18 protein-coding genes are annotated in these 23,671 nt (G+C 36.9%); 4 read left to right on the top strand and 14 right to left on the bottom strand.

The genetic code is table 11. From position 1 onward, the window contains the following. Positions 1-6 precede the first annotated feature (6 nt). The 11 genes from AEQSU_RS15000 to purL form a co-directional block, all read right to left on the bottom strand. Complete coding sequence (locus AEQSU_RS15000; protein ID WP_014783719.1) at positions 7-1,197, bottom strand: acetyl-CoA C-acyltransferase; 1,191 nt, start codon at positions 1,195-1,197, stop codon at positions 7-9. A 76-nt stretch (positions 1,198-1,273) separates the two neighbouring features. Beyond that, a complete protein-coding gene (locus tag AEQSU_RS14995; protein WP_014783718.1) occupies positions 1,274-3,682 on the bottom strand; it encodes a 3-hydroxyacyl-CoA dehydrogenase/enoyl-CoA hydratase family protein in 2,409 nt (802 codons plus the stop codon). Between the two features lie 72 nt (positions 3,683-3,754). Beyond that, on the bottom strand, positions 3,755-4,207 hold the full coding sequence (locus AEQSU_RS14990; RefSeq protein WP_014783717.1) for a MarR family winged helix-turn-helix transcriptional regulator: 453 nt from the start codon (positions 4,205-4,207) through the stop codon (positions 3,755-3,757). Between the two features lie 75 nt (positions 4,208-4,282). Beyond that, entirely contained in the window at positions 4,283-4,810 is a 528-nt protein-coding gene (locus AEQSU_RS14985; protein WP_014783716.1) for a DUF488 domain-containing protein, read from the bottom strand. Positions 4,811-4,920: 110 nt separating this feature from the next. Then, complete coding sequence (locus tag AEQSU_RS14980) at positions 4,921-6,447, bottom strand: glycosyltransferase family protein (protein WP_014783715.1); 1,527 nt, start codon at positions 6,445-6,447, stop codon at positions 4,921-4,923. After that, positions 6,428-7,147: a glycosyltransferase family 2 protein gene (locus AEQSU_RS14975; protein WP_014783714.1), complete on the bottom strand. Its 720-nt coding sequence runs from the start codon at positions 7,145-7,147 to the stop codon at positions 6,428-6,430. Before AEQSU_RS14975 ends, AEQSU_RS14980 begins: the two co-directional genes overlap by 20 nt. 3 nt (positions 7,148-7,150) lie before the next feature. Further along, complete coding sequence (locus AEQSU_RS14970) at positions 7,151-7,477, bottom strand: DMT family transporter (protein WP_014783713.1); 327 nt, start codon at positions 7,475-7,477, stop codon at positions 7,151-7,153. Further along, entirely contained in the window at positions 7,474-7,833 is a 360-nt protein-coding gene (locus AEQSU_RS14965) for a HepT-like ribonuclease domain-containing protein (protein ID WP_014783712.1), read from the bottom strand. Before AEQSU_RS14965 ends, AEQSU_RS14970 begins: the two co-directional genes overlap by 4 nt. Then, positions 7,826-8,116 (bottom strand): nucleotidyltransferase family protein, encoded by a 291-nt coding sequence (locus tag AEQSU_RS14960; RefSeq protein WP_014783711.1) that lies wholly within the window; start codon positions 8,114-8,116, stop codon positions 7,826-7,828. The genes AEQSU_RS14965 and AEQSU_RS14960 overlap by 8 nt, the downstream gene beginning before the upstream one ends. A 44-nt stretch (positions 8,117-8,160) precedes the next feature. Beyond that, positions 8,161-9,942, bottom strand: a complete 1,782-nt coding sequence (locus tag AEQSU_RS14955; RefSeq protein ID WP_014783710.1) for an AMP-dependent synthetase/ligase — start codon at positions 9,940-9,942, stop codon at positions 8,161-8,163. 348 nt (positions 9,943-10,290) lie between these two features. Continuing rightward, positions 10,291-14,037 carry a phosphoribosylformylglycinamidine synthase gene (gene purL / locus AEQSU_RS14950; protein WP_014783709.1) on the bottom strand — a complete coding sequence of 1,249 codons (3,747 nt, stop codon included), beginning with the start codon at positions 14,035-14,037 and terminating at the stop codon, positions 10,291-10,293. 186 nt (positions 14,038-14,223) lie between these two features. Between purL and AEQSU_RS14945 the strand changes: the two genes are divergently transcribed. Beyond that, positions 14,224-17,145 (top strand): GEVED domain-containing protein, encoded by a 2,922-nt coding sequence (locus AEQSU_RS14945; RefSeq protein WP_014783708.1) that lies wholly within the window; start codon positions 14,224-14,226, stop codon positions 17,143-17,145. Between the two features lie 75 nt (positions 17,146-17,220). Here AEQSU_RS14945 and AEQSU_RS14940 read toward each other — a convergent pair whose 3' ends face one another. Together AEQSU_RS14940 and AEQSU_RS14935 are read right to left on the bottom strand one after the other, a co-directional pair. Beyond that, positions 17,221-18,267, bottom strand: coding sequence for an endonuclease (locus AEQSU_RS14940; protein ID WP_014783707.1), 1,047 nt, complete (start codon positions 18,265-18,267; stop codon positions 17,221-17,223). A 143-nt stretch (positions 18,268-18,410) separates the two neighbouring features. After that, positions 18,411-19,622, bottom strand: a complete 1,212-nt coding sequence (locus AEQSU_RS14935) for an RsmB/NOP family class I SAM-dependent RNA methyltransferase (RefSeq protein WP_014783706.1) — start codon at positions 19,620-19,622, stop codon at positions 18,411-18,413. Between the two features lie 249 nt (positions 19,623-19,871). Here AEQSU_RS14935 and AEQSU_RS14930 point away from each other — a divergent pair, with 249 nt between their 5' ends. Next, complete coding sequence (locus tag AEQSU_RS14930) at positions 19,872-20,915, top strand: beta propeller repeat protein (protein WP_014783705.1); 1,044 nt, start codon at positions 19,872-19,874, stop codon at positions 20,913-20,915. A gap of 221 nt (positions 20,916-21,136) precedes the next feature. Further along, a complete protein-coding gene (gene mtaB / locus AEQSU_RS14925) occupies positions 21,137-22,468 on the top strand; it encodes a tRNA (N(6)-L-threonylcarbamoyladenosine(37)-C(2))-methylthiotransferase MtaB (protein ID WP_014783704.1) in 1,332 nt (443 codons plus the stop codon). On the opposite strand, the gene AEQSU_RS14920 is transcribed toward mtaB, so the two are convergent. After that, the gene (locus tag AEQSU_RS14920; RefSeq protein ID WP_014783703.1) at positions 22,465-22,764 is read right to left on the bottom strand and encodes a GNAT family N-acetyltransferase; all 300 of its coding nucleotides are present in this window, start codon (positions 22,762-22,764) and stop codon (positions 22,465-22,467) included. The two genes, mtaB and AEQSU_RS14920, sit on opposite strands and share 4 nt — an antisense overlap. 239 nt (positions 22,765-23,003) lie before the next feature. Here AEQSU_RS14920 and AEQSU_RS14915 point away from each other — a divergent pair, with 239 nt between their 5' ends. Next, positions 23,004-23,663 carry an alpha/beta fold hydrolase gene (locus tag AEQSU_RS14915; RefSeq protein WP_042492569.1) on the top strand — a complete coding sequence of 220 codons (660 nt, stop codon included), beginning with the start codon at positions 23,004-23,006 and terminating at the stop codon, positions 23,661-23,663. Positions 23,664-23,671 lie beyond the last annotated feature (8 nt).

Below are 23,671 nucleotides of genomic sequence, written 5' to 3'. Positions count from 1 at the left end.
AAGTTGTTATTTCAAAAATTCATAAACTCCTGCAGCACCTTGCCCGGTTCCTACGCACATCGTTACCATTCCATATTTACCTTGAAGGTTTCGTTTTCGCATTTCGTCAAAAAGTTGCACGGAAAGTTTTGCGCCAGTACATCCCAGTGGATGACCCATAGCGATTGCTCCTCCGTTTGGGTTTACAATTTCTTTATTCAAACCAAGTCCGCGGATTACTGCTAAAGATTGTGATGCAAAAGCTTCATTCAATTCTATAATTTCCATTTGATCTTGCTTCAATCCAGCTTGTTTCAATGCTTGTGGAATTGCGTACATTGGCCCAATACCCATAATTTTTGGTTCAACACCAACGGCAGTAAAACTTACCAATCTGGCAATAGGTTCAAGATTTAATTCTTTTACCATTTCTTCACTCATAATTACTGCGAAAGCTGCGCCGTCACTCATTTGTGAGGAATTTCCAGCGGTAACACTTCCGCCAGCAGCGAAAACCGGACGAAGTTTTGAAAGAGCTTCAATATTGGTTCCTTTTCTAGGGCCTTCATCTTTAGTAACCGTATAACTTTCAGTTACTTTTTTTCCAGCATCGTTTACGAAAGTGCGTTCCACATCTATTGGAACAATTTGATCTTGAAAACGATCCTCATCCTGTGCTTTTAAAGCACGCATCTGACTTGTGTAAGCAAATTCATCTTGATCTTCACGTGAAACATCGTATTTTTTAGCAACCGCTTCAGCAGTTAAACCCATATTCCAGTAATAATCTTCGTGACCTTCTTTTGCTAACTTATAATCTGGGACAGGTTTGTAACCGCCCATTGGGATATAGCTCATACTTTCAGAACCACCAGCAATAATGCAATCTGCCATTCCACTTTGAATTTTAGCAGTAGCTATTGCGATGGTTTCAAGACCGGAAGCACAGTAACGGTTAACTGTCATCCCTGGAACATCAACTATTTCTAAGCCCATTAAGGAAATCAATCGGCCCATATTTAAGCCTTGCTCGGCTTCGGGCATCGCGTTACCTACTATTACGTCGTCAATTCGTTTTTTGTCGAGTTGCGGTAATTCTTTCAATATATATTTAATGGTTTCCGCAGCGAGTTCATCTGATCTTTTGAAGCGGAAAACGCCTCTTGGTGCTTTGCCGACTGCGGTTCGGTATGCTTTTACTATATATGCTGTTTTCATTTTTCTAGTATTTTGGATTATTGGATTTTTAGAGGTTTCGATTTCTAAAAATCTAAAGTTCTAATTATCTAACAATCTAATTTCTTAAAGGTTTTCCCTTCTGAATCATATGCTGAAGTCTTTCCAAAGTTTTACGTTCTCCAGCTAAACTTAAGAATGCTTCTCTTTCAAGGTCGAGTAAGTACTGTTCACTCACCAAGCTGTTTTCACTCAAATCACCACCAGCCATAACGTAGGCAAGTTTATTGGCGATTTTCTTGTCGTGTTCGCTTATGTAGTTTCCAGCGAGCATTTGGTCAGTTCCTACTAAGAACATTCCCAAAGCTTGTTTTCCTAAAACCTTTATATCTGTTCTTGGAATTGGTTTTGTATAACCTTGATCTGCCATCATACGTGCTACTTCTTTAGCTGCGGCAATTTGTCTAGCTTCATTTACGATTACTATATCTTTACCTTTTTGAAGAATTCCAGTATCATAAGCTTCATAAGCTGAAGTGGAAACTTTTGCCATTGCAATTGTCAAGAAATATTCTTGAAGGGTGTTAAGCTCAACATCATCTTTTCTAAATAAATCACTCGCGCGCATCGCCATTTCTTTGGAACCGCCGCCGCCAGGAATTACTCCAACGCCAAATTCAACCAAACCAATGTAACTTTCAGCAGCTGCAACAACTCTATCTGCGTGAAGTGTAAATTCACAACCGCCGCCTAAAGTCATTCCATGCGGTGCAACCACAACTGGAATAGAAGAGTAGCGAAGACGCATACTAGTATCTTGGAAATATTTTACAGCAGCATTTAATTCTTCATATTCTTGCTCAACTGCCATCATAAATATCATTCCGATGTTTGCGCCAACGGAGAAGTTTTTACCGTTGTTGGCAATAACCAAACCATCGTAATCTTTTTCGGCCATGTCAATGGCTTTGTTGATTCCAGCTAAAACATCGCCGCCAACGGCGTTCATTTTACTGATGAATTCTACATTCAGAATTCCATCGCCAAGATCTTCAACAACAACTCCGTTATTTCTGAAAACTTCAGAAGTTTTACGAATGTTATCCAGAATTATAAATGAATCTTGTCCGGGAACTTTTAAATGTTTTTTCTGCGGAATATCGTAATAATAAGTGTTTCCGTCTTTTATGGAATAGAAGGAATCTACGCCAGCTTCAAGCATTTCGTTTACCCAAGCGGCTGGTTCTTTTCCTAAATCTTTAATTAATTCAATTCCTTTTTTAACGCCAACGGCATCCCAAATTTCGAAGGGACCGTTGTCCCAACCGAAACCAGCTTTCATTGCATCATCAATCTTATAAAGCTCGTCGGTTATTTCAGGAATTCTTTTTGAAACATAAGCGAACATTGCACCGAAGTTTTTTCGGTAAAATTCGCCTGCTTTGTCTTCGCCAGCAATAAGAATTGGGAAACGATCGGTTACTTTATCTACCGATTTCGTTTTTTCCAAAGTGCCGAAAGATGCTTTTTTAGCGCTTCTGTAGTCTAATGAATTTAGGTCGAGCGTAAGAATTTCACTGCTACCGTCGTCATTTTTTACTTTTTTATAGAAACCTTGTCCACTTTTGCTTCCAAGCCATTTCTTCTCCATCATAGTATCGATGAAACCTGGAATTTGAAATATACCGTGTTCTTCATCTTCAGGAACGTTATCGTAAATTCCTTTGGCGACGTGTACTAAAGTATCCAATCCTACAACATCAACGGTACGGAAAGTTGCAGATTTTGGTCGGCCAATTACTGGACCAGTTAATTTATCTACTTCTTCAACAGTAAGTCCCATTTCTTTTACTTGGTGAAAAAGGCTTTGAATACCGAAGATTCCGATTCTGTTTCCTATAAAAGCAGGAGTGTCTTTTGCAATGACTGAAGTTTTTCCGAGGAATTTTTCACCATAACCATTTAGGAAGTCCAAAACTTCAGTTGAAGTTTTTGGTCCTGGAATAATTTCAAAAAGTTTTAAATATCGCGGGGGATTGAAAAAGTGTGTTCCGCAGAAATGTTTTTGGAAATCTTCACTTCTACCTTCGCTCATAAACTTAATAGGAATACCTGAAGTGTTTGAAGTAATAAGTGTTCCTGGTTTTCTGTGTTTGTCAAGGTTTTCAAAAACTTGTTTCTTTATATCTAAACGTTCCACAACCACTTCAATAATCCAATCTGCAGTTTTTACTTTAGAAATATCATCTTCCAAGTTTCCTGTGGAAATTCGCTTAGCAAAATCTTTGTGGTAGAGTGGGGCAGGGTTACTTTTTATAGCTTTCTGTAAATCGTCGTTTACGATTCTATTTCTTACCGCTTTGTCTTCAAGTGTAAGACCTTTTTTCTTTTCGGCATCATTAAGTTCGCGGGGAACAATGTCCAGCAAAAGCACTTCCACGCCAATGTTGGCGAAATGGCAAGCTATGCCGCTTCCCATAATTCCGGAACCGATTACCGCTACTTTGTTAATTCTTCTTTTTGACATGTTTTCTAGTTATGAGTTATGAGTTTAGAGTTATGAGTTTGAAATTTCATTTTAATTTCTAATCTCTATTTCTTAATTTGACTCGTATATTTTCTTTGAATTAATCAATTCGTTTATTGTGTTTGCTACTTTTTTAAAAGTTTGTAATTCTTCTGCAGACACATTTTTTTTAACCGCTTCGTCAAAACCCAAAACAACTCCTTTTGAAAAATCCCGCATTTCCTTTCCGAAGGGCGTTAAATGAATCAACACTCCGCGACCATCTTCTGGATTGGGTCTTCGCTCTATCAATCCTTTCTGTTCCATAGATTTCAACGTGCGCGAAAGGCTTGTGGCTTCCATCCCCATTTTAGGCCCAAGCGCTGTGCTTGGGGTTCCAGCTTCGGAGTCAATACTTATTAATGCGAAGCCTGTTGCCATGGTGCTTCCTTTTTTCCCAGCTTCTTCATTATACATTTTTATGACGCTCATCCAAGTGGAGCGTAGCATATAATCTATGGTTTTCTCTTTATGTTTATCCTGCATTGAAGATTTTCAAAAAAATTTGAATACCAAAGATACAAAAAATTTGTTATGCACGCATAGTATATTTAAAACAAATTACCCTTTCTCGGTAGCCGCATAATTCAATTTTCCATCAACTACTTTTGCTGGTGCGGTGTACGGATGCTCGGTTGCTTTATTTTCACCCATAATATGAAGCACAGTCCAACCTTCAACTTTTAGAATATCTGAAATCATAGAACGATGGCAGCTCCACCAAACGGCTTCAGCACACATTATCGCGGTATTTTTTTCTGAAGCAATTTCTTCTAGAATTTTTAATGATTTTTGAAAAGTTTCCGTTTCCATATAATCTGCATAGCCTTTAAACGAATCCAATCGCCACGCATCATTTTTTGAATTTGGAATTGGTTTTCTACGTCCGCCCAAGTTGACGAGATGCGTGTATTCAATTCCGTATTCTGGAAGAGAAACTTCTAAGCTGTCTTTATTAAACTGTGGAAATTTTCGTGAACCTGGATAATGACGTACATCTACGAGCGTTTTTATGTTGAAGGAATTCAGCAGAATTAGAAATTCCTCTAGCGAACGAGTAGAATGGCCGATGGTCCAAATGGTCTTCATTTTTATAGAATAGATTACTTATAAAGGTAAGAAATCGGGAAGGGGCTATGAATGATTTTTAATGGTTTAACGGAACTTTAATAGCGAAGAAATTTGTTTTGCTAAAAGTTTTATTCAATTATAAAGCCGTCTTTCGTTTCAATAATTGGTCGATCTTTGAATATTTTTCTGATGTCTTCAGAATTTATTTGGTAGAACTTCCAGTTCACAGTATTGAAATAAATCAAAACCGCCTCATTGTTTTCTATGGTTTCTTTCATTTTCAATATTTCGGCTTCCTTATTTACATCTACGATCATATTTCCAGGCAATAACCACTTTGGGAGCGGCTTTAGTTGCTGAGATGTTTCGGGGAAATACAGGGAAATATAATTCACGTCGTTCGTGTAAATCTCTTTGTCTAAGAATTGAGGCAATCTTTGAAGCGTATCTGAATTCTTAAATTTTTCCGAAGTAATGCCCTGACCTTCATTTATAGCAGTAAACCAAGATAAAATAGCAGTATTTACTGAAAGAATGAAGATAATAATAACAAGGAAGTTGAGAGCAGTGGCTTTAAATGGTTTTGAAATATAAAACGCTAAAAAAGGTGAAATCAAGAGTAGCAACAACGGAAATATTGGAGCCATCATCCTACTATCCATAGGTATGGCGGCATCTATAAATGAAATTGAAAAAACAATGAAAAGCAGATAACAAACAATCGTTAAACCAAAAATATAGAGATGGCCGTTATTATGTCTAGCAACTGTGCGCAAATTAGTGTTGAGGTTTGGTGTTTTAAAAATTACATAAATAAAAACCCAAAAAAGTATAATTCCTACTATTGCGAGTTGCAAATTACTTTGAAAAGGAAGTACCCAAGAAAGTATTGTTTTTCCGAAACTCAGAATATTTTCCAATCCAATCGGATGAAAACTAAATGATCTGTTAGCAATATCTCCTGTTCGTTCACTACTGTAAAGAAACCAAATTAAGGTAATCGGCGCTATTGAAGCTATTAAAAGGAAGCAATTCTTTATTCTGCTTAAGATGGTTTCCTTATTAGAAATCAATAGATAAAGAAGAAGACCGCCTACAAAACCAATTCCGGCGTAGCGTATTAAAATTAAAAAACTGAACGTTAATCCACTTAAAATTAATAAATATGATTTCTTCAAAAGTATCCATTTTCTGAAAAAATAAAGAGCAATCAGAAGAATAGTAATGAAGAGCGGTTCGGAAAGAAACCAAGTATAAATGTTCAAGGAAACTGAAAAAAACAATAAAACATTTATGAGAATACGTGTTTTGTCTGTTGTCCTATGGAGATTCAGTATTAAGTTGAAAACCCAGAATGTTACTCCTAAAAGGATGGCGTTTAAATATTTTCCAGAAAGAAATGGATCTAAATTCAAAAGCTTTGAAAAACCTGCTAAAACCAAAGCGTAGAGCGGCGGCCAATGATTTATGAAATCTCCTGCATCATTAACGATGCCGTGTCCTTTCATAATATTTCGAGCCACTTCAATGTAGTTTACACCGTCTGAAGTAACGCCCAAGTTATATGTTTGCGTTTGGAGTAAAACGAGAACCAATCCCAATAAAACAAAGAGGATTGTGATGAGGTTTCGGAACTTATAATCTGAATAAACCATATTTCAAAATACAGTAAATTGCCCTAAAACCGTCTTTCCAACCTATCTTTTTTCCTTCGTCGTAAGTTCTTCCGTAATAGGAAATCCCAACTTCATAAATCCGTATATTTTTGATACGAGAAATTTTGGAGGTTACCTCTGGTTCAAAACCAAATCTATTTTCCTTTAGGGGAATATTTTGGATTATTTCGGTTTTAAAAAGTTTGTAACAAGTTTCCATATCCGTTAGGTTCAAATCTGTAACCATATTGGAAAGCGTGGTTAAAAATTTATTACCCAAAGAATGCCAAAAAAACAAAATACGATGTGGTTTTCCACCCATAAATCGGGAACCGTACACTACATCTGCAAAACCGTCAAGCATAGGTTTTAGCAATTCATTATATTCTTCTGGATCATATTCTAAATCGGCATCTTGAATTATAAGGAAATCGCCTGTAGCTTTAGATATACCTGTGTGCAGCGCCGCTCCTTTCCCCAAATTTGTGGAATGTTCAAAATATGCAATGTGGAGTTCAGGGTTTTCAGCTTGGTAGGTTTCAATTACTTTTTTCGTAGCATCGGTTGAAAAGTCATTTACGATTATAACTTCCTTTTCTATATTTTCTGAAATTGAAACCGCTTTTATTTTGTTTAGAATAAAATGAATAGTCGCAGCTTCATTATAGGCTGGCATTATGATAGAAAGTTTTTTAGTCATTGTTTAAGTTGAAATGAATTTTAGCCCCACAATAGAAGCGATGAGCGTACCTAGGAAAAAAACACGCCAAAAAGTAGCTGGCTCATTAAAATAGAAAATACCAATTAAAACAGTTCCAACTGCGCCAATTCCAGTCCAAACTGCATAAGCAGTACCAATTGGAAGCGTTTTTGAAGCTTTTATAAGTAGAAGCATACTTATCGCTAAACAGATTAGAAATCCTCCAAACCAAAGCTTTGCTTCTAGTCCTGAAGTTTCTTTTACCTTGCCTAAGCAAGCTGCGAAGCCAACTTCAAAGAGGCCGCCGATGATTAGGAGGATCCAGTTCATTGTTCAGAGTCATTTTTTAAACCATCAATAATATTACTTAAATCCAAAACAAGCTCTGAAAGATCATTGACAATGATATTCCAAACGATTTCATAATCAATCCCGAAATATTCATGAATAATACGGTTCCGGAAACCGCGGATTCTATTCCAAGCAATTTGCGGATATTGAATTCTATAGTCTGGATGGATTCGATTTGCTGCTTCGCCAATGATTTCAAAGTTTCTTACAACAGCGTCTATTGTTTTATCGTCTTCACAAAAAGATTCTAAAGTGAAATTCTTTGTATATAACTGTATTTTGGAGGCTGCCTCTAGCATATCCTCCAAAAGAAGTATATAATCACGTTTAGACATAAATTAAATCTTCTTCGATTATTTTAAAATATTTTTCTTTTACTCCATTTCTGGATACGAGGTCAATCTTTAATCCTAATTGGTTTTCAATTTCTTCAGCAAGGTCAATAAAACGAATTCCTATGCTTGCATTGAAATCTACTAAAAGATCCAAATCACTATCTTTTGTTTGTTCATTTCGTGCAAAAGAACCAAAAATAGCTAAAGATTTTATAGGATATTTTTTAACCAAAGTAGCTTTGCTTCTGCCAAGTTCCTTTTTTATAGTTTCTAAAGTCTTCATAAAATTTAAAAGATATATAGCGTGAACAATCAAAGATAGTTTATTTACGAAGTATGCCCATAAATCTCATTATACAAATCCTTATACTGCTCTTTAATGATCTTACGTTTCATTTTCATCGTTGGGGTTAATTGCCCGCCTTCAATACTCCAAACGTCGGGTGTTAGCCTAAATGTTTTCACTTTTTCCCAATGACCAAACTTTTCGTTATAATGATCTACTTCTTCTTGAATGCGATCTATTACAGCCTGGTTTTTCACGATTTCTCTTGGGTCTGATGAAATATTTCTTCCTTTCTTGCTGCCCCATTCCTTTATAAATTCAAAATCAGGTTGTATTAAAGCTGCTGGCATTTTTTCGCCTTCACCAATTACCATCATTTGTTCTATGAAACGAGATTGTTTCATTACGTTTTCAAGTACTTGTGGCGCTACATATTTACCGCCACTGGTTTTAAACATTTCCTTTTTGCGGTCCGTAATTTTTAAGAATCCTTCGCTATCAATTTCGCCAATATCGCCAGTGTGGAAATAGCCGTCTTTTAAAACCTCATCGGTCTGTTCTTGGTTTTTGTAATAGCCAATCATTACTTGCGGACCTTTTACCAAAATCTCACCGTCTTCAGCTATTTTAACTTCGGTTTCTCTTAAAGGTTTTCCAACAGTTCCAATTTTGAAACCGTGATTACGCATATCGTTTACCGAGACTACTGGCGAAGTTTCTGTTAAGCCATAACCTTCCATTACAGGAATGCCACCAGCATTAAATACTCTTGCCAATCGTGGTTGTAGCGGAGCGCTACCTGAGGCGATAGCTTTTAAATTACCACCCAAAGCTTCACGCCATTTGCTGAAAATTAATTTATTAGCTAGTTTAAGTTGAGTTTCATACCACCAACCGTTTTCTCCGTAAGGTTCGTATTTTAAACCTAATTCAATTGCCCAGAAAAACAATTTCTTTTTAATGCCTGTTAGTTCGCCACCTTTTGCATAAATTTTATCGTAAACCTTTTCTAAGACTCTTGGTACAGCCGTCATTACTTCTGGCTTCACCTCTTTTAGGTTATCGCTTATGGTATCTAAAGATTCAGCATAATAAATTTCGACACCACAATATTGATACATATATAAAAGCATACGTTCATAAACGTGGCAAACGGGTAAGAAGCTTAAAGATGAAGATTTTCCCATATCAATAGGCAATCTTTCTGCACTAAACTTAGCATTGGTTGCAATGTTTTTATGTGAAAGCATAACACCTTTTGGCTTCCCCGTAGTTCCGGAGGTATAAATTAAGGTTGCCACATCATCTTCACTAATGGCTGCTTTTCTTTTATCTAATTCTTCTTGATTTTTTGTATCCTTTCCGGTTTCAAGTACTTCGCTCCAGTTTTTTACGCCTTCTATTTGGTCAAAACTATAAACTTCTTTTAAGGAAGGAACATTAGCTTTTATAGCCATCACTTTGTCATAAACTTCTTTATCGGAAACAAAACAATACACAGCTTCACTATGATTCAGAACATATTCATATTCTTCTTGTGAAATTGTTGGATAAACGGGTACATCCTGAGCTCCGGTCTGCATAATACCAATATCACAAATATTCCATTCGGTGCGATTTGTTGTTGAAATTAGTGCGACTTTATCATTAGGTTTTACATCCATTTCAATTAAAGCCCTGCTTATTTGGTTGGCTTTATCTAAATATTCTTGAGTAGAAGTGGCTTTCCATTCACCATTGTATTTGGTGTTTAATGATTTAGCCTGTGGATATTTTTCTAACTGATAGTATGGGAAGTCGAAGAGTCTTTTTGGGTCTTTCATGATAGTGATGTTAAGGAAGTGAAAATAGCAAAATTATTTTAGTTTCTTCTAGAAAAGAAAAAGGAATGACTCGTTTGGAGCATTCCTAATAAAAGTAAAGATTTTTTTTACCACAAAGGCACAGAGGAGGCACAGAGTTCACAAAGCATCACATTTTTCTCCGCGTCCTCTGCGCCTCTGCGGTTATTTAAGCAAAAGCAATCAACTTTTTTTTACCACAAATGCACAAAGAACACAAACCACCACATTTTTCTCCGCGTCCTCTGCGCCTCTGCGGTTAAACCCCACAACAAACAAAAAACCGTCTGCGAAAAATCACAAACGGTCATTTAATATAGTAGCGGGTTTTTATTTCTTATCAATCCACTCACGAGCATTCACAAGCGCCTGAATCCAAGGCGAAACTTCATCATCTTTCCTATCTTCTGGATAATACCCCCAATTCCAAGGAAAAGTAGAACGTTCCAAATGCGGCATCATTACTAAATGGCGACCTGTTTTATCAGTCATCATTGCAGTATTAAAGTCGCTTCCATTTGGATTTGCAGGTAAAGCATCATAACCATATTTAGCTACAATGTTATAATGACTTTCTTTATTCGGAAAACTGAATTTCCCTTCCCCGTGTGCAGACCAAATACCTAAAGTGCTTCCCGCCAAAGATGAAAGCATCACAGAATTATTCTCCTGAATTTTCACCGAAGTAAACACACATTCAAACTTGCCAGTATCATTATGAAGCATTTTTGGTTTTTCATCGTCTTCAGGATTAAGCAATCCAAGTTCCACAAATAGTTGACAACCGTTACAAACGCCCAATGAAAGTGTATCATCTTTTGCGAAGAAATTCTTTAAAGCTGTGTTTGCCTTTTCATTATATAAAAACGAACCAGCCCAACCTTTTGCACTTCCCAAAACATCACTATTACTGAAACCACCAACGGCAACAAGCAATTTTATTTCTTCTAAATCTTCACGACCTTCAATAAGGTCCGTCATATGCACATCTTTCACATCAAAACCTGCGAGGTGCATCATATAAGCCATTTCGCGTTCGCTATTACTGCCTTTTTCACGGATAACTGCCGCTTTAGGGCATTCAGTTGGGAGTTCCTCTCCTTTGGAGGAGTTAGGGGAGGCCTTCCCTGTGAAATTCTTTGGAAACTCAAACTTCAGCGGCTGATTTTTATAATTATCAAAACGTACTTTTGCAAGAGTTGCACCGATTTGGTTTCTATCTAATAAATACGAAGTTTTATACCAAGCATCACGCATTTCAGGAATACTAAAACTAAGTTCTTCTGAATTATTTTTTATATGAAGCGTTTCATTATCTGAAATAGTTCCAATCTTTTTAAAATCTATATTTTTTGAAGAAAGCATTTTTTCAACCGAAACATCTTCCGAAGCTTGAATTACAACACCACAATTTTCAGCAAAAAGTAATTTTACAATATCACTTTCACCTAAACCAGAAAGATCTAGATTTGCACCCAGATTAACATCGGCAAAACACATTTCTAATAAAGTAGTAATCAATCCACCCGAAGCAACATCGTGACCTGCGAGGATTTTATCGTCTTTAATCAATTCCTGTAAAGTGTTGAAAACTGTTTTAACGTAAGCCGCACTTTTAACGTCTGGAGCTTCATTTCCTATGGAATTCATAATTTGTCCAAAAGAAGAACCACCCAATTTAAAGTCGTCTTGTGAAATATTTATATAATAGATGCTGCCACCATTCTTTTGCAAAACGGGTTCTACAACTTTCTGAATATCATTACAATTTCCAGCTGCCGAAATAATTACAGTTCCTGGAGAAATTACTTCGCCATCTTTGTATTTCTGCTTCATTGAAAGTGAATCTTTTCCTGTGGGAACATTTATTCCCAAATCAATTGAAAATTCTGAAACTGCTTTTACCGCTGCATAAAGACGAGCATCTTCACCTTCATTATTACAAGGCCACATCCAGTTTGCGGAAAGTGAAATGCTTTTTAAACCATCTTTTAACGGAGCCCAAACTATATTGGTTAAAGACTCGGTAATAGCATTGCGCGAACCTGCGGCAGCATCAATTAAAGCAGTTAAAGGTGAGTGACCAATTGAAGTAGCAACACCTTCTTTTCCGTGGTAATCCAGCGCCATAACACCACAGTTGTTTAGCGGCAATTGCAATGGACCCGCTGTTTGTTGCTTCGCAACGCGACCTGTAACACATCGATCTACTTTATTGGTAAGCCAGTCTTTACAGGCCACAGCTTCTAATTGAAGTACTTGCGCAACGTATTCTTTTATTTTTGAAACGTCATAATCAGAGTTTTTATATGTCCTATTTATGGTTTTATCTTTCATTATAGTTTTTGGGGAGCTACCAAACATATCTTCCAAAGCGAAATCCATTGGCTTTTCGCCTTTTTTGTTTTCAAAACAGAAGCGTTGGTCGCCCGTAACTTGTCCAACTTCATACATTGGGGAACGCTCACGATCCGCAACTCTTTTCAGCTTTTGAATGTCGGCTTCACCAATAACCAAGCCCATACGTTCTTGGCTTTCGTTACCCATAATTTCCTTGTCAGATAGAGTAGGGTCGCCAATAGGAAGTTTATTCAATTCAATTTTACCTCCAGTTTCTTCTACTAATTCACTCAAGCAGTTTAAATGTCCGCCAGCTCCGTGATCGTGGATGGAAACTATTGGGTTGTGGTCGCTTTCCACCATTGCGCGAATGGCGTTTGCGGCACGTTTTTGCATTTCTGGGTTACTACGTTGAATTGCATTTAGTTCAATACCGCTGCTAAACTCCCCTGTATCTGCTGAAGAAACTGCAGCCCCACCCATTCCAATTCTATAGTTGTCGCCACCAAGGATTACAATTTTATCTCCTTCTTGTGGTTTGCCTTTTATGGCTTGGCTAGCTTTTCCGTACCCAATTCCGCCGGCCATCATAATAACCTTATCATAGCCCAGTTTACGCGAAGACCCTTCGACTGCGCTCAGGGTGACATCTTGCTTTTCATCATGTTCGAAAGTTAGAACTGAACCAGCAATTAAAGGTTGCCCAAATTTATTACCAAAATCTGAAGCGCCATTACTAGCTTTTATTAAAATATCGAGTGGCGTTTGGTATAACCAGTCGCGTTCCTTCATTGCTTTTTCCCAAGGTCTGTCAACCTGAGCGGAGTCGAACGGGTCATTCAATCTTGAATAAGAAGTCATATAAACAGCCGTTCCAGCCAATGGCAACGAACCTTTTCCCCCAGCCAATCTATCGCGGATTTCACCACCACTTCCTGTTGCAGCACCGTTAAAAGGCTCGACTGTTGTTGGGAAATTGTGGGTTTCTGCTTTTATGGAAATTACACTTTCAAAATCTTTTTCCTCGTACCAATCTGGTTTATCACCACTTTTTGGTGCCCATTGTTTTACTGTTGGCCCTTTTACGAAAGCAACATTATCTTTATAAGCCGAAACAATATCATTCGGGTTTTCTGCGGAAGTCTTTTTTATAAGTTTGAATAGGGAAGAAGGCATTTCTTTACCGTCGATTTCAAAAACGCCGTTGAAAATTTTGTGGCGGCAGTGTTCGCTATTTACTTGGCTGAACCCGAAAACCTCACTATCTGTAAGTTTTCTTCCTAGTTTTTCTGAAAGATTATCTAGATATTCAACTTCTTCAGCATTCAAGGCTAAACCTTCCTTTTGGTTGTATTCTGAAATGTTTTCAATTTCTAAAATAGCTTCTGGCAGAATATTAATTTCAAAAATAGCTTGATTCAACTCTTTAAATTTCTGTGAAATCATTGGGTCGAAAGTTCCTTTTTCAACTGTGCTATTATGAAATTCCTCGATACGCTTAATTCCATCGATGCCCATATTTTGGGTTATTTCAACAGCATTGGTGCTCCAAGGTGTAACCATAGCGGCGCGTGGACCAATAAAAAAATCTGCCGCGTTTGTGGACAGGACGGATTGCTCTATTTTAGGTTGGTTGCCGAAAAGCCACTCTAACTTTTTAGTGTTTTCTTCTGAAATATTTGCCTGGGTTTGGACTGCGAAAACAGTGTTTTCAACGTTCCCAAAAAAGTGAATCATACTTTGTAATTGTTAGTTCATTTTTGAAGGTGCAAAGGTAACCTATTTTGAAGATATTTTAAATTTCAAAAAAAAGACATTAAGAAAAAAAATAATATTCATTAAGTCTTTGATTGATAATGATTAGATTAAATTTTATTGGTAACTTGTCGACCCTTATTATCTAAACGTTAAACATTAAATCAGATGAATCAAAAAAAATTACTTACTGCAATACTATTATTGCTAAGCATTGGGATATTCGCACAAGAAAAATTCCCGCCTGAACAAATTATTATTGGAAACTTTGTCGGTCAGACAGTTCCTTTGCGTGATTTTCCAACAATGCCAAACAATCTTAATTTAGATCCAAAAACGCTTACTGTAGTTCCAAACGAATCTAATACTCAAATTGAAATCAATGACGTTCCACCAACGGTTATTGACAATCTTCAGAAAACACTAGGTCAAATTGTTACTAGACCTATAGAACAAAATTTTGTTGGCGCTTCTTCGTCAGAGTCTGGTTTTTTTCCTCCAGATCCAACAGGAGCAGTGGGGCCTAATCATTATGTACATTCTGTAAATTCACTGGTAAAAATTTTCTCTAAAACAGGAACTTTATTGGTAGGTCCAGTTTCTTTAGGAACCTTTTTAGGTTTTGGTGGAAACAGTGGCGATCCTATTGTTTTGTACGATCAATTGGCAGACAGATGGCTTGTTAGCGAATTTGGAAATATTAATGGAGGTAATTCTTTAGCAATTGGAGTATCTGCAACGAGCGATCCTACGGGAGCTTATAATGTGTATCAATATTCTTTTAGCGGCTTTCCAGATTACCCACACTATGCTGTTTGGCCAGATGCTTATTATGGTACAATAAATTTAGATGGAGCTACAACTCGCGCTTTTGCGTTGGACCGTGATAAAATTATAAGTGGTGCGCCAAACCCTGCAATTGTAATATTCTCTCTTCCGGGAATCGTGGTGAATCCAAACCAGGTAAAAAGCCCTGAAGCTGCAAACCTTTTAGGAAATACAATAGCACCAAATACGCCGGGATATGTTACCTATCTTCAAGATGATGGATGGAATGGTGTTTCATTTGACCATTTAAAAGTTTGGGAAATGACTGTAGATTGGACGAATCCTTCAAATTCCACTATTTCTGCACCACTTGAAATCCCAACAGATCCATTTGATGCTGGTGAACTTTTTGGACAAGGAGCAATATCACAACCTGGAACTAGTCAAAAACTTGCAGGACACGGTGGGATTATTTCTTTTGGAGCAAACTATAGAAGTTTTGCTGATCACAATTCTTGGCTTATAACCTTCAACACCTTTGTTGATAACAATCAAACAGGCGGAATTAGATGGATAGAGCTTAGAAATGATGATTCAAGCCCTTGGACAATTTACCAAGAGGGAACTTATGCGCCAGCTGACGGAAATAGCCGATTTATGAGTAGCTCAGCTATGGATATCTATGGAAACATCGGTCTTGCTTATAGTATTGGTAGTTCTACTTTGCCAGTAGGAATACGTTATACTGGTCGTTTTGATGGTGATCCTTTAGGAACGATGACTGTAGTAGAAACAACTATTAAAAATGGAGTTGGTGTACGAACCAATACCTATAGATATGGGGATTATGGCCATACTACCATGGATCCTGATAATTTTACATTTTGGCATACGGCAGATTACTTTTCATCAAATAATGCTTGGAGAACTCAGATAGCTTCTTTTAGAATTTCAGGAGGTTTTACGGCTGATGTAGGTGTAAGCGCTATTGTTCAACCTGAAAACGGTATTTTAACCAATGCGGAAACAGTTGAAGTTAGTATTCGAAATTATGGATCCGCTTCACAAACAAATATTCCTTTGGAACTTCGTGTGGATGGAAGTTTAATAGCTTCGGAAACTTTTACCGCAACTATTGCTTCTGGAGCAACAGCTACCTACACTTTTGCACAAACAGTAGATCTTTCTACTCCGGGGCAAACTTATAGTATTGAAGTAAAGACCAAATTAACAGGAGATGAGTTTCCTTCTAATGACCTATTAACGAAGGAAGTTAAAAATCTATTCGCAAAAGACGTTGGCGCTACCGTTATAGTTTCACCAGTTAGTAGTCCAGGTCTAGGTAACAGTGAAACAGTTACGGCAAAAATTAAGAACTTTGGTGCCGCTTCTCAGTCAAATTTTAGCGTACAATATGTTATTGACGGAGGAACACCAGTTGTTGAAACATATACAGGAACCATTGCTTCAGAACAAGAAGTGACCTATAGCTTTGCACAAACTGCAGATTTTTCTGCTTTGGGAATTTATAACCTTGCCGTTTCAACCTCTTTGGCTGGTGATGGAGATAATTCAAACAACTCAGTTACTTCCCAAGTTGAAAATATAATTTGTCAGCCTTCAGGTAATTGTTCAGCCGGTCACGGTTTTAGATTATTTTCAATTGCTGAAATTAACAATCCTTCAGCTTGTGAAGGTTATGGCGATTTTACGAATTTGGTTGCAAATTTAGCACCAAATAGCACCACGCCACTTACCATAAAAACAGGCTTTGGAAGCCAATACATAAAAATATGGATTGATTATAATGACGATTCAATTTTTACAATAGATGAGGTTGTTGTGGATAATGTTCAAATAGCGCCAGGTCAAGGTCCTGGAACATATACCGAAACTATAAATTTGGTTATTCCAGGTATCTCGGCAATGGGTAATCATAGAATGAGAGCGAGAGCAAACTGGAATGGACCTGTGCCAGCAAATGCTTGTCAGGACACTCCATTTGGAGAAACAGAAGATTACACAGTAAATCTTGGTGCTTTGGGAGTTGATGATTTTGCAATTAGAAACGGTGAATTGATAATCACAAGTACTGACAATAAACATTTTGATATTTCATTGGTTTCAGATTATGATGGTATGGGCTATATTTCTATCTATAATATGCTTGGCCAGGAATTGGGTATTAAACCTGTTGGAAAAGTGGATGGAGCTTATAACTTAAAACTAGATATGTCTTCGGCTTCTAGTGGAGTATATATAATCAAGGCTGGTGGCCAAACAACCACGGCTGTGCAAACTGCACGAATTATTGTGAAATAGCATTTTACACTTTCAATTAAATAAAAAAGAGCGGACAAATGCCCGCTCTTTTCAATTTTGTAATATTCCGAAAAACTATTGAACCACAATTTTTTTAGTGATTCTCTTTTCCGAAGAAATAAATTCCAAAAGATAAATACCACTATTAAGGTTAGAAACATCTACTTTTTTCTCAGCGTTATTAAACGTGTTGTGCATCACGTTTCTTCCTGAAATATCATAAACCGAATAGCTTTCAACTGGGAAAGAAGAGTTGTCAGTAACCCAAACAACTTCAGAAGTTGGATTTGGATACACTGAAATGTTTTCAGCATTAAAGTCTTGCGTGCCAATAAGTCCCCAACGATCTTCAGCTACAGGTCCGCCCCAAATAATGGTTGCCAAATAAGGATTATCAATAAAAGGGTTGCGGTTTCCGTAGATAGTTTCCAAATATGGGTTTCGTTGATCTTCAAAATCTGTTACAGGATCTTCTGCGTTCCATTTAAGATAGACCTGAAGCATATCTGTAGATCCTTGCAAAGGTCCAACACCATTTAGGGAAGGCAAACAACGGTCTCCATAACGAGTATACATATACATCATTATTCTGGCAACATCGCCTTTCCATTCATCACCTGGATACCAGTTTCCACTTCCAACGTAATCTGCGTGACCAGAGCCATCCATAAACTTTTTGCTTCCTCTGTTCCCATTCATTTTTTGATCGCTTGGACGAATATTCTGAGGATCCGCCACAATTCCAGTTTTGTTGTTACTTGCGTCGCCCATGGGAGGGTTTGCATTGGAACGCACAAAAGTATGCTCGCGGTTATACTCACAGTTTCCACCTCCAAAAGCACCTTTGCTTCGAGTTCTGTCTGTGGTGCAGCTTCCGTCGGTATCATCATAACCGTAAAGTAAAAGTACATTACTATTGTTAGCAGGATCTTCATCGGTTATTTTCATTGAATCTCTAGTGTCTCCATAATTATAAGTACCACTGGCAATATCAATTTTTTGCTGAAGTGCGAAATAAAGATCTTGACCAGTTAAAGTAATGTCAACATCATTGTAATAAGGTTGTTGTGCAAAAACGGTTTGCAGGCTTACTAATAGAAATAGGGTAAATATTTTTTTCATAGATCTAAGTTTTTTATAATCAATTTTATTTTTTTAGTTGAAAATTCCACTAAACTCGTTAAAATATCGCAACAAATTAATAATTTCTACTAGCACGCGATAAATCGCGAGACTACTGAAAACTGCGACTGCTAACTTGTTTATTATTCTTTTTTCTGAAGCAAAGAAATATAAAATCCATCAAATCCGCTTTTGCTTGGCAATATTTTTTCATCTTTTAACATTGTGAAGTCCTTTCCAGCCTCGCGGCTTAAGAAAGCTTTTACCTGCATTTCGTTTTCTGACGGAAGTATGGAGCAAGTAGCATAAACCAATTGTCCGCCAGGTTTTACCATTCTAGAGTAGCTATCCAATAGTTCCTTTTGCGTTCCGCGAATTGAATCCAAAAACTCGGGCTTCATTTTCCACTTGGAGTCTGGGTTTCTTTTTAAAACTCCCAAACCAGAACAAGGTGCGTCTATCAGTACTTTATCGGCTTTGTCAATTAATTTTTTTATCACTTTCGTGGAATCAATTACACGGGTTTCAATGTTGAAAATATCGTTCCGGCGGGCACGACGTTTTAACTCGTTCAACTTACTTTCGTAAATATCCATAGCAATCAATTGGCCTTTATTCTCCATCATTGTTGCAATGTGAAGGCTTTTTCCACCAGCTCCGGCGCAAGCATCAATAACGCGCATTCCAGGTTTTGCATCAAGTATTTCGGCCACTTTTTGAGAGGAAGCATCTTGCACTTCAAACAAACCATTTTTAAAAGCATCTGTTGTGAAAACATTGCCGCGTTCTTTCAGTTTTAACGCGTCTGGATAACCTTCTAAAGTTTCAGTTCCAATTTCTAGATCTGCCAATTCATTCTGAAGTTTTTCAACGGTTGTTTTTAGCGTATTTACGCGTAAAACCACATCGGCTTGTTGGTTTAAGGCTGCAATTTCCTTGTCCCATTTCTTGCCTAATTCCTTTTGTCCCAACTCGTCCAGCCAATCTGGAATAGACTCGCGATACTTTCTGATTTTTGAAAGTTCATCAAACCTTCCTTTTATGCGGCGGGTTGGCGTGTCTTCGAATTGTTTCCATTCTGGGATTGCGATTCCGTTAAGGGTTGCCCAAACGGTAAACATTCTAAAAAGATTTGGACGATCAAAGTGTTCGTTTACTTCGGCAATTTCAGCATATAATCTTTTCCATCGAACGATGTCGTAAGTGGTTTCAGCTATAAAACCTCTATCGCGCGCGCCCCAACGTTTGTCGCGTTTCAATGTATTTTTAAGTACTTTATCGGCTTGCTTGTTTTCGTTAAAAATCAAGTCGAGGGAATCTATGGTGGCGAATACTAAATTTCGGTGTAATTTCATTTTTGAAAAGTGTTCTTTTTTTTTGCTACGAATACTCGAATAGTAATTAAAAAGTATTCGTGTATTCGTGGCTAATTATTTAGTTTCCAATATTTGAAAACTTTTGCGGTTGCAAAGGTATCTCTTTGAAACTGAAATTGAAATAGAAATCGAAAGCGAAATCAAAAATGAATTCAGATTTAAAATTTGGGATTTGGTTTTTGTTATTTGGAATTTTATAAACGCTACTTTTGGCAAAAATTAAAATCTATGCGTTTTATAGTTGCAATCTTTACTGTTTTTCTTCTTTTTTCCTGTGAAAAGAAAACTGAAATTGAAATCAGTTCAGTGGAAATAACTCCCGTTTTTATTGATAGTCTGAGCATTCGTGCCATTCAACCTTTGGATGAAAACAGAGTTTGGTTTGGTGCTGATAAAGGAAAAGTTGGTTTAATTGATGGCGACACACCAAAACTTGCCGTGATTAAATATGGAGACTCATTACTTCACTTTCGTTCCATTGCTGTTACCAAGGAAGCAGTTTTTGTTCTGAGCATCGCTAATCCGGCTGTGTTATATAAAATTGGTTTCAACGGAAGCGAAGCCACTAATATTGAAGAGGTTTTTAATGAAAAAGATGAAAACGTTTTTTACGATTCTATGAAATTCTGGAATGATGATGAAGGAATTGCAATTGGTGATCCAGTGGAAAATTGTATGTCAATCATCGTAACTTGTGATGGCGGAAACTCTTGGAGCAAAATTCCTTGTGAAAATCTCCCAAAAGTAGAAAAAGGGGAAGCAGCTTTTGCGACAAGTAACTCCAACATTGCAATCTTTGGTGACAACGCCTGGGTAGCAACCGGCGGAAGAAAATCGCGCGTAATGCACACCGCAGATAAAGGTAAAACTTGGGAGATTTTTGACACGCCAATTGTTCATGGAAAAGCGATGACAGGAATTTATAGTATTGATTTTAGAGATGAAAACAACGGAATAGTCTTCGGTGGAAACTGGGAAGACAAACCTTTTAATGAAGGAAATAAAGCAATAACCAAAAACGGAGGTAAAACATGGAAACTCATTGCCAATGGAAAGGAACCAGGATATCGTTCTTCAGTAAGATATATTCCCGGAACAGAAGGGCAGGGGATTGTGGCTGTTGGTTCGCCCGGAATTTCCTTTAGCGGCGATGGCGGCAAAAACTGGAAAGAACTTTCAAAAAAAGGTTTTTATGCTATTGAGTTTGTAAATGATAGCATTGCTTTCGCTTCTGGAAACAATATTATTTCGAGATTGGTTTTTAGAAAGTAATTTCTTTGGCCACGTCCCGATAGCTATCGGGCGCACGAAGGATTGTGTTTTATTATTGAAGCATTTTTCCTGAATACTAATTTCAGAAACGATGAATAGAAAAACATTTCTGAATTAGTGGCGAATTTTCACGAACAATCTTCTTGAACAACAAATAATAAAATTCGTGTATTCGTGGCTAAGAGTTCGTATTTTTGCACTCTTAAATGCCAAAAGTAATAATGGATTCACCAAAAAAAGTAGCTTTTTATACCCTTGGTTGCAAACTTAATTTCAGCGAAACTTCTACCATTGCTAGAAGTTTTGAAGGAGAAGGTTTTGAGCGTGTGGATTTTTCCGAGAAAGCAGACATCTACGTTATAAATACTTGCAGTGTTACTGAAAACGCTGATAAAAAATTCAAAACCATTGTTAAACAAGCACAGAAAGCAAATCCAAATGCTTTTGTTGCAGCTGTTGGTTGCTATGCACAGCTAAAACCAAATGAATTGGCAGATGTTGATGGTGTTGATTTAGTTTTGGGCGCTACCGAAAAATTTAAAATCACGGATTATTTAAATGATCTTTCCAAAAATGATTTCGGCGAGGTGCATTCTTGTGAAATTGAAGAAGCAGACTTTTATGTAGGTTCCTATTCCATTGGTGATAGGACTCGTGCTTTCCTAAAAATTCAGGATGGTTGCGATTATAAATGCACCTATTGCACGATTCCGTTGGCACGTGGAATATCACGAAGCGATACTTTAGAAAATGTTTTGCAGAATGCTTTTGAAATTTCACAACAAGGCATAAAGGAAATCGTTTTAACAGGTGTAAACATTGGCGATTACGGAAAGGGAGAATTTGGAAATAAAAAACACGAACACACTTTTTTTGAATTGGTAAAAGCTTTGGATGAAGTGGAAGGCATTGAAAGACTTCGCATTTCTTCCATAGAACCCAATCTTTTAAAGAATGAAACGATTGAATTCGTTTCAAAATCAAAAACTTTTGTACCGCATTTCCATATTCCATTGCAAAGTGGAAGCAATGCTATTCTGAAATTAATGCGTCGCCGTTATATGCGCGAACTTTATATTGAAAGAGTTGCCAAAATTCGTGAACTAATGCCACACGCTTGCATTGGCGTTGATGTTATAGTAGGTTTCCCTGATGAAACAGAAGAACGATTTTTAGAAACCTATCATTTTTTAAATGAATTAGATATTTCATATTTACACGTTTTCACTTATTCTGAAAGAGACAACACTCCAGCTGCCGAAATGGAAGGAGTTGTACCTAAAAAAGTGCGAAACAAACGCAGCAAAATGTTGCGAGGTCTTTCAGCAAAAAAGAGAAGAGCATTTTATGAAAGTCAATTAGGGTCGAACAGAACAGTTCTTTTTGAAGGCGAAAACAAGGAAGGTTACATTCATGGTTTCACAGAAAATTACGTTAAAGTAAAAGCGCCGTGGAATCCGCAATTGGTTAATACTTTACAGGAAATTACACTTACGGAGATAGATGAAGATGGTTTAGTACGATTTACTGTTTCTGAAACGGTTTCGGTCTAAATATTAATTCCAACAGGTAATAAATCTTTATATTTTCTACGGTTTTTTCGCATAAACCCAGCAACTTCGGGGCTTGTGGGAACTAGACTTATTTCGCGTCTTTTCACTTCCTCGAAAACTGCCTTAATAAAAACTTCTCTATAACCTTGTTCTTCAAGTTCATCAGACATTTCATATTTGGTTAGGAAAATTTTTCGATCCTGTAAAGAATATTCTATACGAGCCATAGTTTCGCCAATTTCGAGTTCAAATTGTCTCAAAAATTCGTTGTCGGTAATTTCTACATCTTCTCTCATTGGTGAATTGTTTTAAAAATTTGTTCAATAGTTTTTAAACTTGTTTACAGTGCGGCGCAGTGTTTAAAATACATAAAATCATTGTTTTATATACGATACAATAGGATGTTTGGTTTGGCTTTAGAGTAAATTATGGGTGGAATTTTTAGTTTTAAGGAAACTATAATATAATTTTATCTTTGTTCTCGTAAATTTACGAATAATCTTTGGGCTATGCCATTTTTCTTCAGAAAAGACTTATGAATTCAGAAAAAACACATGTTTATTTCGTTCCCGGACTAGCGGCGGGAAGCGAAATCTTTAGAAATATTAAATTTCCCGAAACGTTTGAAATCCATATTTTAGAATGGCTGATCCCCGAAAAAGGTGAAAGTTTGGAATCTTATGCCAAAAGAATGGCACTAGGAGTAACAGAAAAAAACGCTATTTTAATAGGTGTTTCCTTTGGAGGAGTAGTAGTACAGGAAATGAGTTATTTTTTGAAATTAAAAAAACTCATTATAATTTCCAGCGTGAAAAGTAGAAGTGAACTACCACGACGAATGAAAATAGCCAGTTTGACAAAGGCTTACAAATTAATCCCAACAAGTTTGGTTTTAAGTGTTGAAGATTTAACCAAGTTTTCAGTTGGTCCAAAATCAAAAAAACGATTAACGCTTTATCAACAATATTTGCACGTTCGCAATAAACAATACCTAGATTGGGCTCTTGAACAAATGATTACTTGGGAAAAAAAGACGGAAATTGAGAATATCATTCATCTTCACGGTGAAAAAGATATGGTTTTCCCTATAAAATATATTCAGGAATGCGAAGTTATTAAAGGCGGAACACACATTATGATATTAAATAAAGGCAGAGAAATTTCGAAAAAGCTGTTAGAAATTTTTAAGCAATAAAATTTGCT

Origin of the sequence: Aequorivita sublithincola DSM 14238 (assembly GCF_000265385.1) — a bacterium.
Classification (GTDB): Bacteria; Bacteroidota; Bacteroidia; order Flavobacteriales; family Flavobacteriaceae; genus Aequorivita; species Aequorivita sublithincola.
The sequence above is the reverse complement of the archived record's forward strand: the minus strand, read 5'-3'. Positions and strand labels throughout refer to the sequence as shown.